This is a genomic window from Amycolatopsis tucumanensis, from assembly GCF_021654135.1.
GTDB lineage: Bacteria > Actinomycetota > Actinomycetes > Mycobacteriales > Pseudonocardiaceae > Amycolatopsis_E > Amycolatopsis_E tucumanensis.
Window position 1 is genome coordinate 20368 of the sequence record NZ_JAKGSD010000025.1, and the last position, 13934, is coordinate 34301.

13 protein-coding genes are annotated in these 13934 nt (G+C 74.3%); 9 read left to right on the forward strand and 4 right to left on the reverse strand.

What is annotated here, in order from left to right; all coding sequences use genetic code 11:
* Positions 1–41: 41 nt before the first annotated feature.
* Complete coding sequence (locus L2C96_RS23695) at positions 42–773, reverse strand: Type 1 glutamine amidotransferase-like domain-containing protein (RefSeq protein WP_020423203.1); 732 nt, start codon at positions 771–773, stop codon at positions 42–44.
* A gap of 53 nt (positions 774–826) precedes the next feature.
* Between L2C96_RS23695 and L2C96_RS23700 the strand changes: the two genes are divergently transcribed.
* Complete coding sequence (locus tag L2C96_RS23700) at positions 827–1462, forward strand: GntR family transcriptional regulator (RefSeq protein ID WP_237337808.1); 636 nt, start codon at positions 827–829, stop codon at positions 1460–1462.
* On the forward strand, positions 1459–1920 hold the full coding sequence (locus L2C96_RS23705) for an OsmC family protein (RefSeq protein WP_237337809.1): 462 nt from the start codon (positions 1459–1461) through the stop codon (positions 1918–1920). Before L2C96_RS23700 ends, L2C96_RS23705 begins: the two co-directional genes overlap by 4 nt.
* A gap of 40 nt (positions 1921–1960) precedes the next feature.
* Here the strand turns inward: L2C96_RS23705 and L2C96_RS23710 are convergent, their stop codons facing one another.
* Positions 1961–2653 (reverse strand): alpha/beta fold hydrolase, encoded by a 693-nt coding sequence (locus tag L2C96_RS23710; protein ID WP_237337810.1) that lies wholly within the window; start codon positions 2651–2653, stop codon positions 1961–1963.
* 92 nt (positions 2654–2745) lie between these two features.
* Here L2C96_RS23710 and L2C96_RS23715 point away from each other — a divergent pair, with 92 nt between their 5' ends.
* Complete coding sequence (locus tag L2C96_RS23715) at positions 2746–3732, forward strand: NAD(P)-dependent alcohol dehydrogenase (RefSeq protein ID WP_237337811.1); 987 nt, start codon at positions 2746–2748, stop codon at positions 3730–3732.
* Between the two features lie 48 nt (positions 3733–3780).
* Here the strand turns inward: L2C96_RS23715 and L2C96_RS23720 are convergent, their stop codons facing one another.
* Positions 3781–4923, reverse strand: a complete 1143-nt coding sequence (locus L2C96_RS23720) for an ROK family transcriptional regulator (protein ID WP_272883159.1) — start codon at positions 4921–4923, stop codon at positions 3781–3783.
* A gap of 105 nt (positions 4924–5028) precedes the next feature.
* Between L2C96_RS23720 and L2C96_RS23730 the strand changes: the two genes are divergently transcribed.
* From L2C96_RS23730 to L2C96_RS23755, 6 genes are all read left to right on the forward strand, one after another.
* On the forward strand, positions 5029–6135 hold the full coding sequence (locus L2C96_RS23730) for an ABC transporter ATP-binding protein (protein ID WP_017987899.1): 1107 nt from the start codon (positions 5029–5031) through the stop codon (positions 6133–6135).
* A gap of 107 nt (positions 6136–6242) precedes the next feature.
* Positions 6243–7421: a xylose isomerase gene (xylA, locus tag L2C96_RS23735; RefSeq protein ID WP_020420518.1), complete on the forward strand. Its 1179-nt coding sequence runs from the start codon at positions 6243–6245 to the stop codon at positions 7419–7421.
* Between the two features lie 48 nt (positions 7422–7469).
* Positions 7470–8669, forward strand: coding sequence for an ROK family protein (locus L2C96_RS23740; protein WP_237337812.1), 1200 nt, complete (start codon positions 7470–7472; stop codon positions 8667–8669).
* Between the two features lie 372 nt (positions 8670–9041).
* Positions 9042–10649 (forward strand): PP2C family protein-serine/threonine phosphatase, encoded by a 1608-nt coding sequence (locus L2C96_RS23745; RefSeq protein WP_237337813.1) that lies wholly within the window; start codon positions 9042–9044, stop codon positions 10647–10649.
* Between the two features lie 8 nt (positions 10650–10657).
* Entirely contained in the window at positions 10658–11731 is a 1074-nt protein-coding gene (locus L2C96_RS23750) for a cobalamin B12-binding domain-containing protein (protein ID WP_237337814.1), read from the forward strand.
* The gene (locus L2C96_RS23755; RefSeq protein ID WP_237337815.1) at positions 11728–12081 is read left to right on the forward strand and encodes an STAS domain-containing protein; all 354 of its coding nucleotides are present in this window, start codon (positions 11728–11730) and stop codon (positions 12079–12081) included. Before L2C96_RS23750 ends, L2C96_RS23755 begins: the two co-directional genes overlap by 4 nt.
* A gap of 312 nt (positions 12082–12393) precedes the next feature.
* Here the strand turns inward: L2C96_RS23755 and L2C96_RS23760 are convergent, their stop codons facing one another.
* Positions 12394–13887, reverse strand: a complete 1494-nt coding sequence (locus L2C96_RS23760) for a sigma-70 family RNA polymerase sigma factor (RefSeq protein WP_237337816.1) — start codon at positions 13885–13887, stop codon at positions 12394–12396.
* Positions 13888–13934: the final 47 nt, after the last annotated feature.

Consider the following 13934-nt stretch of genomic DNA (forward strand, 5'->3'; position numbering starts at 1 on the left):
GCCCGGCGGGGCGCAGGAAGGGCCGGAAGTCACCGCGTGCGTCAGCGGATCCGGCGCACGTCCAGGGGTGTCTCGACCGCGCCGCCGTCCGGGCCGCGCTCCACCCGGTACGCGCCGGCGCGGTCCCGCTCGGCGAGCGCCTCGGCGAGTTCGCCGCCGCGGTAGAGCAGTCCGGCTCCGTCGTCGGTCGCGTAGCCGGGTGGCAGGGTGCCGTCCGCGACCAGCGACTGGAACAGCGGCCGCCGGGCGGGTTCGCTGTCGTGGTGGACGCCGTTGGACCACGGGAGCAGGCCGAGCCCGTTGGTCACTGGCCGCAGCTCGGGGCCGAACGAGTCGGTCGTGCCCCCGGTGTGCCAGCAGATCGAGCCCGCCGACACACCGGTGAGAACCACCCCGGCCTGCCACGCGTCGCGCATCACCACGTCCAGGCCGTGCAGCCGCCACAGCGCCAGCAGCCCGGCGACGCTGCCGCCCCACACCCAGATCACGTCCTGGGACAGCAGGTGCCCGGCGAGGTCGGCGATGTTCGGCATCGGCAGCAACGCCACGTGGCTGCCCGCCCACCCCTCGCGCCACGCGTTCTCGTAGAAGGTGGCGGTCAGGCGGCGGTCGTCGCCGCAGGCGGTGCCCAGGAAGCACACCCGCGGCGCGCGGCCGGTGACGCCGGCGAGCTCGACCGCGTACCGCGTCAGGGGGCCGGCCTCCCAGTCCAGTCGCGCCGAGGCCCGGACGCCGCCGGAGGTGGCCAGGATCGTCGGTTCGTCGGCTGCCATGCCGTGATCCTACGGACTGGCGCTGCTCGCATGCATTGTATACAGTGCATGCCGTGGAGACGACGTACGACCGCGTGCGGGAGCTGATCGTCGGCGGAGCCTTCCCGCCCGGGCAGCGCCTCACCGAACTGGATCTGTCGCAGCGGCTCGACGTGAGCCGCACGCCCGTGCGGGAGGCGTTGCGGCGCCTGGAAAGTGACGGCCTGGTCGAGAGCGGGCAGCGGGGCGTCACCGTGATCCGGCTGAGCGACGCGGAACTGCGCGAGGCCTACCTCGTCCGCGCCTCGCTGGAAGCGCTTACCGCCGAGCTGGCCGCCCAGCGGCAGCAGGCCGGCGAGATCGCGCCCGCCGCGCTGGCCCGGCTGACCGGCTTCGCCGACGACGCCGACCGCGCCACCCGGGCCGGCGACCTGATCACCGGCGTGCGGCACAACCGCGAATTCCACCGGCACGTCGCGGTCCTGGCCGGGAACTCCCTCGCGCTCGGCTTCCTCGACCGCGTGTGGGACCGGATCCTCGTGTCCACACAGGATTCCCTGACCGCCCCCAGCCGCACCGGCCAGGTCGACGACGAGCACCGCCGCCTCGTCGAAGCCATCACCAGCGGCGACGGGCCGTCGGCCGCTGCACTGGCCCGCGAACACGTCTTGAGCACCCTGTCCGCACTACCCGGAGGAGCACCCCGATGAGCAAGGAACACGGCTACGAGGTCACGGTCACCTGGAACGGCTCCACCGCCGGGGGTTACCGCGCCTACGACCGCGGCCACGACGTCACCGCCGACGGCAAGGCGCCCATCGCGGCGACCGCGGACCCGGCCTTCCTCGGCGACCCGGCCCGCTGGAACCCCGAGGAGCTGCTGGTGGCGTCGTTGTCGCAGTGCCACCTGCTGACCTACCTGGCGTTGTGCGCCCGGCACGGCATCACCGTCACCGGCTACCGGGACGCCGCGACCGGCCGCATGGCCGAAACACCCGGCGGCGGCGGGCACTTCACCGAGGTGACCCTGCACCCCGAAGTCACGATCACCGACGCGAGCGCGGCGGACAAGGCCGCCGAACTGCACCACCGGGCGCACGAGCTGTGCTTCATCGCGAACTCGGTGAACTTCCCGGTCCACCACGCACCGGTGATCCACGTCGCCTGACGGGAGTGGCCTGGCCGGCCGCGGAGACGTCCGGAGTGGACTAACCGAGCGCGGCCACGATCGCCGCGCCGAGGTCGGCCGGCCTGCTGAACTGGGGCCAGTGCCCGGTCGGCAGGTCGACCAGCTCCACGTCGCTCATCGCGGCGAGCTCGGCCACGTACGGGTGCTGCGCGGCGATCAGCTCACGCACCTGGGCGGAGGGCATCGACGTGCAGATCACCGTCGCCGGGATCGCGCGGCGGCGCTCGTCGGACAGCTCGACCGGTTCGCGGGTCACCGCGGCCGGCTCGGGAACCGCCTCGGCGCGCATCCGCTCGCGCAGCTCGCCGGTGAGCCCGGCCAGCTCGGCTTCCTCGAAGGCCGCCCAGTCCGGCAGCGGCACGTCGGCGCCCTCGGCGGGCAGGGCTTCGTTGATCGACGCGCCGCTGGACAGCGGCCCGGCGTCGACGAAGACGATCCGCGCCACGCGGTCCGGGCGGGCGTCGGCGGCGGCGTAGGCGAGGGGCCCGCCGCCGGAGTGACCGACCAGGACCACCGGCTCGTCCTCCGCGTCGATCGCGGCCACGATGGCGGCGACGTGGTCGCGCACGCCGATCCCGTTGCGGTCGGCGGCCGCTTCGAGGCCGGGCAGGGTCAGCGCGCGCACGGTATGGCCGGCGGCGGTCAGTGCGGGTTCGACGTCGCGCCACGAGGACGCGCCGAGCCAGAAGCCGGGGACGAGGATGACGATCATCGGCAGAGCCTAAAACGTCAGGGGTGTCCCCGATACCGGATTTACCGGGATCGCCTTACCGTCGCCGTACCGCCACGACACGGAGGCTTCCGATGAAGGCGATCGTCCAGGACCGGTACGGCTCACCCGACGTGCTCTCCCTGCAGGAGACCGACCAGCCGAGGCCGTCGGCAGGCGAGGTCCTCGTCCGCGTGCGCGCGGCCGCGGTCAACGCCTACGACTGGCACATCATGCGCGGCGACCCCTACGTCCTCCGCCTCGCCGCGCGATCCCTGCGCGGCCCGCGGTTCCGCATCCGGGGCCGGGACGTGGCGGGCGTCGTCGTCGCGGTGGGGGACGGCGTCACCGGCCTGTCCCCCGGCGACGAGGTGTACGGCGACACCGGCGAGTCCGACGGCGCCTTCGCCGAGTACGTGTGCGTGCCGGCGGAACGGCGGGCGCCCAAGCCGGCGAAGCTGACCTTCGAGCAGGCCGCCGCGGTGCCGCTCGCCGGCAGCACCGCGCTCGTCGGGCTGCGGGACGCCGGGCGGTTGCGGGCGGGACAGCACGTCCTGATCAACGGCGCGTCCGGCGGGGTGGGCACGTTCGCGGTGCAGATCGCGAAGGCGCTGGGCGCGACGGTGACCGCGGTGTGCAGCACGCGCAACGTCGAACTGGTGACCTCGCTCGGCGCGGACCACGTCGTCGACTACACGCGCGAGAATTTCACCCGCGGCGCGAGCCGCTACGAACTGGTGCTGGACCTCGTCGGGAACCGCTCGCTCGCGGACCTGCGCCGGGTCCTGACGCCGGAGGGCACGCTCCTGCTCTCCGGCGGAGGCGTGTCGCGCGGCGGCAGCGTGTTCGGCCCGATGGGATTGATCATCCGCGGGCGGCTGGCGTCGCGGTTCACCCGGCAGCGGATCGCGGACTTCTCCGGCTCGTCGAACCGGGAGCTGCTCACGGCGCTGAGCGAGCTGATCGAGGCGGGCCGCGTGGAGCCGGTGATCGACCGGGACTTCCCGCTGGAGAAGACGGCGGAGGCGATCCGCTACCTGGAGACCGAACACGCGCGGGCGAAGGTGGTGATCACGCTCTAGTACCACTCTCGGCACCGAGTTCGCGGCGTCGAACAGCGACCGGGGCGGTCAGCCCTCGATCCAGCTCAGCGGGTCCGCCACCACCCGGGCGATCACGCTCCCCGCCGCGCCGCGCAGTGCCGCGTCCGCGCCCAGCTTCGCCGGGCGCAGGGTCAGCCCCGGCGCCAGCCGCTCCACCACGCGCTGCCGGAAGGGCTCCCCGAAGGCCGCGAGGCGGCCGCCCAGCACGATCGTCTCCGGGGCGAGCAGCGCGCGCACCCCGACGAGCGCGTCGGCCATCGCCTCGGCTGCCCGGTCCACCGCGCGCAACGCCGCGGGGTCTCCCGAGCGGACCCGCGAAACCAGCGGCTCCTCTACCCCGAGCAGCCGGGCCATCCCCGCGTCCGCCACGCCCGCCGACGCCGCCATCCCGGCGCGGCCCGCGTACAGCTCCAGGCACCCCCGCCCGCCACAGGCGCACACCTCACCGCGGCGCCGCACCGGGACGTGCCCCAGGTCGCCGGCCAGTTCGGCCGCCGGGTTCAGCGGCGCGAGCCCGATCACCTCCTCGCCGCCGAGGTACCACCAGTCCCGCGCGGCCCCGGCCTGGTACTCCGCCAGCGCCGCGCACGCCACCTCGCCGGCCACCAGCACGTCCAGCCCGTGCAGGTCCAGCGCCCGCAACTCCCCCGCCACCAGCGCCCGCACGTCGGCCCCGCGCCAGCCCAGCGGCAACGCCGTCACCAGCCCGCGCGACACCAGCCCGCCGACCGCGACCCCGACCCCGGCGACCAGCCGCCCGGCCGTGGTCGCCTCGTCGAACAGCCGCCGCAGCACCGGCCGCGCCGCGCGCGCACCCTCCGCGGCACCGGCGCCGGCCACGTCGAACCGCCGCAGCTCCCGCGCGAGCGGCCGCCCCGACAGGTCCAGGATCACCCCGGCGATGTGCCCGGACCCGAACTGCAGCCCCATCGCCACCGGCCCGTACGGGTCGAGGACCAGCCGCCCCGCCGGACGCCCCGGCGCGCGCCCCGGCTCCGGCCCCAGGTCCCGCACCAGCTCGGCCCCGGTCAGCTCCGCCACCAGGCTGGACACGGTCGCCTTCGTCAACCCCGTCCGCTGCGCCAGCTCGACCCGCGACACCGGCGCGTCCCGCGCGATCAGCTCCATGACCAGCGCGACGTTGTGCCGCCGCATCGCCTGCGCGCCCATCGCCTCCACATTCGTCAGTTTAGTGAATTGACGAACTCTGGCCAGCACCGCGACCGTCCGGATAGACAGTCCGGGTACGACGACGTGACGCGAAGGGCGGTCCCCATGGCTGAGGTCAGCTACCGGCAGGCGTCGCGGCTCTACCCCGGCAACCCGCCGGTCCGGGCCGTGGACAGCCTCGATCTCGACATCGCCGACGGCGAGTTCCTGGTTCTGGTCGGCCCGTCGGGCTCGGGCAAGTCGACGGCCCTGCGGATGCTCGCCGGCCTGGAGGACGTCGACGAGGGCGCCATCCACATCGACGGCAAGGACGTCACCGCCGTCCCGCCGAAGGACCGCGACATCGCGATGGTGTTCCAGTCCTACGCGCTCTACCCGCACATGACGGTCGCCGAGAACATGGGCTTCGCGCTCAAGCTCAAGCGGGTCTCCAAGGCCAAGATCGCCGAGCGGGTGCGCGAGGCCGCCGCCCTGCTCGACCTGACCCCGTACCTGGACCGGAAGCCGAAAGCGCTTTCCGGTGGTCAGCGCCAGCGGGTCGCCATGGGCCGCGCGATCGTCCGCGAGCCCGCCGTGTTCCTGATGGACGAGCCGCTGTCCAACCTGGACGCGAAGCTGCGCGTGGAGACCCGCGCGAACATCGCCGCGCTGCAGAAGCGCCTGGGCACCACCACCATCTACGTCACGCACGACCAGGTCGAGGCCATGACGATGGGCCACCGGGTCGCGGTGCTCAAGGACGGCAAGCTCCAGCAGTGCGACACCCCGCGCAACCTGTACGAGCGCCCGCGCAACGCCTTCGTCGCCGGCTTCATCGGCTCGCCCGCGATGAACCTCAAGACGGTCGCCCTGACCCCGGACGGCGCGCAGCTGGACGGGCTGACCGTGCCGCTCCCCCGCGCGACGCTCGCCGCGGCGCGCTCAGCCGGGGTGGAGTCGGTGACGCTGGGCCTGCGGCCGGAGTCGCTGCGCCTGGCCGGCGCCGGCGAGCAAGCGGCCAAGCTGACCGTCGAACTGGTCGAGGAGCTGGGCGCGGACGCCTACATCCACGGCGGCGTGAAGATCGGCGACCGCGTGGAGCGGTTCGTGGTCCGCGCCGACGGCCGCCGCCCGCCGCAGCTGGGCGAGACCGTCCAGATCGCGGTCGGCGACGCCGAGGAGGTGCACGCCTTCCACCCGGAGACGGGCGAGCGGCTGCCCTCCGCCGACTGACGCGACGACATCACGAGGGGCCGGTGGCGGATCCGCCACCGGCCCCTTGACTGTCCGCACCTCTCGCGAATAAGTTACTTCGGAAAACAAAACCCGGAGGAGCTGCGATGGTGCGCCAACCGACCCCTGAGGACAAGTTCTCGTTCGGCCTGTGGACCGTGGGCTGGACCGGCACGGACCCCTTCGGCGGCCCGAGCCGCCCGGCGCTGGACCCGTGGGAGTACTCCGACAAGCTCGCCGAGCTGGGCGCCTGGGGCATCACCTTCCACGACAACGACGTCTTCCCCTTCGACGCCGACCTCGCCACGAAGCAGCGCCTCACCGGGCGGCTCAAGGACGCCGCCGACAAGGCCGGCCTGGTGATCGAGATGGTCACCACCAACACCTTCAGCCACCCGGTGTTCAAGGACGGCGGCCTGACCTCCAACGACCGCGGCGTGCGCCGGTTCGGGCTGCGCAAGGTGCTGCAGGCGGTCGACATCGCCGCCGAGATGGGCGCGAGTACGTTCGTCATGTGGGGCGGCCGCGAAGGCTCCGAGTACGACGGCTCGAAGGACCTCTACGCGGCGTTCGAGCGCTACAAGGAGGGCCTGGACACCGTCGCCGGCTACATCAAGTCGCAGGGTTACGGCCTGCGGATCGGCCTGGAGCCCAAGCCGAACGAGCCGCGCGGCGACATCTTCCTGCCGACCGTGGGCCACGCGCTCGCGCTGATCGCGCAGCTGGAGCACGGCGACATCGTCGGCCTCAACCCGGAGACCGGGCACGAGCAGATGGCCAACCTCAACTACACGCACGCGCTGGGCCAGGCGCTGTGGAGCGGCAAGCTGTTCCACATCGACCTCAACGGCCAGCGCGGCCTCAAGTACGACCAGGACCTGGTGTTCGGCCACGGCGACCTGATCTCCGCGTTCTTCACGGTGGACCTGCTGGAGAACGGCTTCCCCGGCTCTCCGGACGCGCCCCGCTACACCGGCCCGCGGCACTTCGACTACAAGCCCTCGCGCACCGAGTACCTGGACGGCATCTGGGACTCGGCGCGGGCGTGCATGTCGACCTACCTGATGCTGGCCGAGAAGGCGAAGGCCTTCCGCGAGGACCCGCGCGTCCGCGAGGCGTGGGACCGGGCGGGGATCCTCGAACTGGCCGAGCCGACGCTGGGCGCGGGCGAGTCAGTGGCGGACTTCCTGGCCGCCGACGACGGCTTCGACCCGGAGAAGGCCGCCCAGCGCGACTACGGGTTCGTCCAGCTGCAGCAGCTCGCGCTCGAGCACCTGATCGGCTGATTTCGTCCATCCGCTGGACGAAATCAGTGCGTCGTTAGGATCGCCGCCGTGACCGCCCTCGATCAGCAGACGAGCGCCCGCCAGTCCAGCCTCCGAGCGAGCAACCTGGCGCTGGTGGCGCGCACCGTGTGCGCGTCCGCCCGGCCGTTGTCGCGGGCGGACGTGGCGGCGGCGACCTCGATGACCCGCACCACCGCCACGCGGCTGGCCGACGAGCTGGTCGCGGGCGGGGTGCTCGGCGAGATCGAGCCGGACGGCGGCGGCAGGCGCGGCCGTCCGGCCACTCCCCTGGTGCCCGGGTCCCGGCTGGCCGCGGTCGGGCTGCAGGTCAACGCCGGGTTCCTCGCCGTGCGGGTGGCCGACCTGCGCGGCCGCGTGGTCGCCGAGTCGCTGGAGTACGCCGACCTGGTGGAAAGCGATCCGGCGGCGACGCTGGACCGGCTGGGCGCGTTGTCCGCGCGGGTGCTGGCCGGGCTGCCCGAAGACCTGCGGCTGGTCGGGGCGGGCCTGGCGCTGCCCGGCATCGTCGCGGCCGCCACCGGCACGCTGCTGCGCGCGCCGAACCTCGGCTGGTCCGGCGTGCGGCCCGCGGAGCTGCTCGACCCGGCCGCGGTGGCCGGGTTGCCGTTGCGGGTGGGCAACGAAGCCAGTCTCGCGGCCCGCACGGTCGCCGAGGTCGCGCCGGGCCGGCCGGGCCCGTTCCCGGACTTCGTGTACCTGTCGGGCGAGATCGGCATCGGCGGTGCGGCCGTCGTCGGCGGCGAGGTGATGGCCGGGCGGCACGGGTGGGCGGGCGAGATCGGGCACGTGTGCGTCGACCCGGCAGGCCCGGCCTGCCGGTGCGGGTCGACGGGCTGCCTGGAGACCTACGCCGGCCGGGACGCGCTGCTCGCCGCCGCCGGCCTGACGCCCGCGTCGACCCCGGCGCACCTGGCGGAGCTCGCCGCGTCGGGCGACGCGCGGGCACGGGAGGCGGTGACCGCGGCCGCACGGGCGCTCGGCGTGGCGCTGGCCGGGGTGATCAACGTGCTGGACATCCCGACGGTGGTGCTCGGCGGGCACCTGGCGCAGGTGGCGGACCTGCTGCGGCCGGAGCTGGAGAGCCGCCTGCGGGAACGCGTGCTGTCCGCGCGGTGGACGCCGCCCGCCATCCACGCGGCGAAGAACATCCCCGCCCCCGGCGCGACCGGCGCCGCGTACCGGGAACTGGCCGGGGTCCTCGCCGACCCGGCACGCTGGCTCCCCTGACCGGCGCTGGTCCGGGGTCGGCCGTCCGGCCGGGCCCGGTTTACCCGCGACCGGCGCCGCCTGCCAGCAGCTGGCCGCGGTCGTCACCAACCCCGCCCGCTCGCCTGACCGGCGCTGGTCCAGCACCAACCCTCCACACCAGCACCGGCCGACCACCAACCCCGGTCTCCCCACGACCAGCACCGCACACCAGCAACTCCCCGCGGTCCTCACCAACCCCGCCCGCTCCCTGACCGGCGCTGGTCCCGGATCGACCATCCGGCCCAGGTTGATCACCGGGCCCGGTTTGCCCCCGTCCGGCGCGCTGGGGGAAGCTGATGCCGAGGCATCTCACCCACGTTCGAAGGGAGCGGGCACGCCGGCGCCCACGTCTTGACTGAATCCGACCGTCTCGTCTCCGCCTCCCCCGCCGGGATCGACGCGGGCTGGGACGGTGCGCCGTACCCCGCCCTGCTGGCCGCCCCGGACGGCACCGTCCACGCGGCCAACGAAGCCGCCCGTCTGCTGTTCCCCGCGCTGCGTCCCGGACGCGCGCTCGTCGACTGCGTCTCGGCCTGGCTGTGCGCCGCCCACACCGCCGGATCCGCTCTCGCGGCCGGGCGGGTCGACGACCGGACCTTCGACGCGCACCCGGTCCGGCAGCCGGAGGGACCGGTCATGTGGTGGCTCGTGGAGACCACCGAGCTCCACGCGGCCCGCGAGGCGCTGCGCCGGGAACGGGAACGCACCGCCTTCCTCAGCGCGGCCTCGAACGCGCTGCTCGGGTCGCTCAACGTGCCCCGCAGCATGGAGGTGGCCGCCGAACTGTCCGCGGGCCACCTCGCCGACGCGGCGTGGATCGTCGCGCCGGGCCCGCGCGGCCGCTACTCCGCGGTCGTGTGCGTGCGCGGCGAGCGGCCCCGCCCGCTGACCCTGGAGATCGACCCGGACGAGCTGCCCGGGCTGGCCGAGGCGCTGCAGGGGTTCCCGCCGGTGCCGTCCCGCTGGATCGACCCGGCCCAGGCCCCGTCGTGGATCGTGCCGGAGGGGTTCGGCCAGGTCGGCTCGATCGTGGTGACCCCGCTGCCCGGCCACGGCGTCCCGGCGGGCGTGCTGATCCTGTTGCGCCGCACCGAACACCACGCCTTCACCGAGGACGAGGAGGTGTTCGCGCGCCTGTTCGCCGCCCGCTCCGGCGCGGCGATGTCCGCGGCGCGCCTGTTCGAACAGCAGAGCTCGATCACCGAGGTCCTCACCGAGGAGCTGTTGCCGCCCGTACTGGAGCAGATCGGCGGGGTGGAGTTCGCCGGCGGCTACCGTCCGGCCCAGGACGCCGACCGGCTCGGCGGCGACTTCTACGATGTGCACCCGCTCGCGGAGGGCGAGTCGCTGGCCCTGCTCGGGGACGTGTGCGGCAAAGGGCTCGAAGCCGCCGTGCTCACCGGCAAGATCCGCAACACGCTGCAGGCACTGCTGCCGATGGCGGACGACCACGGCCGCATGCTCCGGCTGCTGAACTCGTCGCTGCTCAGCTCGCACCACACGCGGTTCGCCACGCTGGCGCTGGCCTCGGCGTGCCGGCGCGGTCAGGAGGTCCGGTTGCGGGTCACCAGCGCCGGGCACCTGCCGCCGTTGGTCGTCCGCGCTGACGGGACGGTCGGGGAGGTCGCCTGCCGCGGCAGCCTGATTGGCGTGCTGCCGGAGATCGAGGTCTCCAGCGAGGACGTCGTGCTGGCCCCTGGCGAGACCTGCCTGCTCTACACCGACGGCATCACCGAGGCGCGGGGCGGACCGCTCGGCGGCGAGATGTTCGGCGAGGCCCGGCTGCGCCGCGCGCTCGGCGAATGCGCCGGGATGCCCGCCGAGGCGGTCGTCGAGCGCGTGCAGATGCTCGCGACCGAATGGGTCGGCGCCGGTCAGCACGACGACATGGCCCTGCTCGCCATCACCGCCCCGCGCGGGCGGCACCTGACCGCCGTGCGCGGTCCCGGATCCCCGTAGGCGGCAGCATGAACAAGATCGTGACACAGCCCGCGGACACCACGGACCACGCCGAGCGGCTGTGGGAAGCCGTCCTCGACGGCGACGAGTACACCGCCACCGACACGGTGCTGGCCGCGCTGCACGACGGCATCGGCCCGGAGGCCGTGCTGCTGGACGTCATCGGCGCGGTGCAGCGCCGGGTCGGGCACGAGTGGGCGGCCAACCGGATCAGCGTCGCGCAGGAGCACGCGGCGACGGCGATCAACGAGCGGGCGATCGTCCACCTCGTCCGGGAGGCGCCACGGCCCCGGGTGACCCGCGGGCGCCTCACGGTGTCCTGTGTGGACGGTGAGTGGCACGCGCTGCCGGCGCGGCTGCTGGCCGAAGTGCTGACGCTGCGAGGGTTCCGGGTCGAGTACCTGGGCGCGCAGGTGCCCGCCCCGCATCTGATCACGCATCTGCACCGGACCGGGCCGGAGGCGGTCGCGCTGTCCGGTTCGCTGCCCACCCGGCTGCCCGCCGCGCACGCCACGATCAGCGCGTGCCAGGCCGCCGGGGTGCCGGTGATCGCGGGCGGCGCCGCGTTCGGCCCGGATGGCCGCTGGGCGCGGCTGCTGGGCGCGGAGGCGTGGGCGCCCGACGCGCGTGCCGCCGCGGACCGGCTCGCGGACGACCCGCTGCCCCGGCCGCACGCCCCGCACCAGCTGATCGACGACCTGCCGCACCTGGCCGACCAGGAGTACACGCTGGTCCGCCGCAGCTCGCCGCAGCTGGTGCGTGCGGTGTACGCGGGGCTCGAGCAGCACCTGCCCGCGATGCGCGAGTACACCGAGCTGCAGCGCCAGTACACCACTGAGGACCTGGCGCACATCGTCGATTTCCTGTCGACCGCGCTCTACACGGGCGACGCCTCGCTGTTCACCTCGTTCCTGACCTGGACCGCCGACATCCTGGCCGCGCGCGGGGTGCTGCCGGGGTCGCTGATCCCGGCGCTGGACCTGCTGACCGGGGAGCTGCGGGACTTCCCGCGGGCGACGGCGCTGCTGGCGCAGGCGCGGGAGGAGCTGGCCGGCCACCTCGGGACGGGCGGGCCGGGATGACCGAACCGCGGCCGCTGACGATGCGCTGGACGACCCCCGACGCCCGGACGCTGCACGGCGCCCTCGCCGGGAACCTGGACTACCACAGCGGCGACGGCCTGTTGAGCGAGGTGACCGCCCGGCTGGCCCCCGGCCTGCGCGACGTCCGGCTGGACTTCGGGTCGCTGGACTTCTGCGACTCCTACGGGCTGTCCACGCTGCTGATGATCGCGCGGCGGGTGCAGAGCGCCGGGGCGAACCTGCACCTGGACGACCGGCCGCCCGTGCTGGAGCGGCTGCTCGACATGACGTGCACGCTGGACTACCTGACGGCCCCGGCGAGAAAAGCCAGCCGGGGCGAGGCCGATTAGCGTCGGGGCGCACCGCTTGGACCCGAAGTGCTTGCGCGAGCGAGCCGGCTGCCTCCCACCCGCACCGCCCGGCAAGCCAACCGAACAGGCTCGCGCGGCGTGAGCAGCGCACCAGCCCCCACGGACCGCCGCCCCGCGAGCTACTCGGACCAGCCTCGCTGCGCGAGCCAGGGCCATAGGGGCCCGCTGCTTACGATTTACTCGGACACGTCTCGCTGCGCGAGCAGCGCACCAGCCACAACGGGCCGCCACCCGCGAGTTGCTCGGGCACGTCCTGCTTCGCGAGCAGCCGGGTGCGGGGCGGGCGGCCCGTCACTTCCGCGGCGACTTGCCGGGATTCACCTTCGGCTCGGGATGTTCCGGCTTGGTCGCCTTCGGCGCGGCGGCCATGGCCTGGCCGGTCGCGCTCATCGCCGCACCATTGCCCTTGACCTCGCCATTGCCCTTGCCGCCAGCGCCGCCCTTGGCCGCGCCACTGCTCTTGGCTCCGCCGCTGCTCTTGGCTCCGGCGCTGCTCTTGGCCCCGCCATTGCCCTTCGCTCCGGCGTTGCCCTTGGCCCCGGGATTGCTGTTGGCCTCAGCGTTGCCCTTGGCCCCGGCACTGCCGTTGGCCCCGCCATTGCCGTTGGATCCGGCGTTGTCCTTGGCCTCAGCGTTGTCCTTGGCCTCAGCGTTGCCCTTCGCCCCGGCGCTCCCCTTGGCCCCGGCACTGCCCTTCGCTCCGGTGTTGCTCCTGACTACCGCGCCGCCCTTGGGCTCGGCGTTGCCTTGGACCCCGGCGTTGCCGTGCGCGGCTCCGTTGACGTTCGGGGCGCCGTCCTTCGCCCGGCCGTTCTCGTTGGCCCCGGCGCCGGCCTGGGGAGCCACAGCAGCAACACCCGGCACGGCAGGCCGCACCGGCGCCGCCGCGAAGGCCTCCGGCGCGGCCGCCCGGTCGGGTGCCACCACCGGCCCGGCGACCGCCGCGACCGCGGCCAGCGTCACGGCCGCGGCCATCTTCGAGATCGCCGCCACTCCGCCCCCGGCGGCCACCGACGCCGCGGGCGCCCCGCCACCACCCAGCAGCCTCCCGAGCAGCGGCAACAGCGCCAGCGCGGGCAGCCCGCCGTTCACCGTCTCCAGCACCGCCGCCACCCGGTGGCACTTGGGGCAGCCCGCCAGGTGCGCCGACACCGCCCGCCCCTGCCGCGCGGTCACCTTCCCGCGCGTCCACGCGCCCAGCCGCCGCCGCACGGTGCGGCAGTCCTCGGCGCGCGCCGCGGGCACGTGGGCCTGCAGGAACGCCTGCCGCAGCCCCTCACGGGCGCGCACCGCGAGCGCAGCGACCCCGTTGGCCGTCATGCCCAGCTCGGCGGCCAGCGCCGCGGGCCGGGTGCCCAGCATCTCGGTGTGCCACAGCACGTACCGCCACCGCGGCGGCAGGGTTTCGAAAGCCGAGAGCGCCACCTCGCCGGTGAGCCGGTCGATCACGATCTCCTCGACACCCGGCGTGCGCTCGTCGCGGCCGGCGGCCCACGGGTCGCACCGCTCGCGGCGGCGACCCCAGTCCATCGCCAGGTTACGCAGCGTCACGAGCAGGTAGGGCCGGAAGCGCTCGGCCGGGCCGGCGCCGTCCCGGATCGCGGCGAGCACCCGCAGGAACGATTCGGCCACCAGGTCGTCCACCTCGGACCGGTCCCGCCACATCATCGACGCCACCCGGCGCGCCGCGGGCAGGTGCCGCCGGAAGAGACGGTCGTAGGCGAGCAGGTCGCCCGCGCGGACCGCCTCGATCAGGTCGGCATCGACGTCCGTGTCCCCCGCCATGGTCCTCCTCGTCGCCCGGGCGCCCTTGCCCGAGGAGACTCCGCACT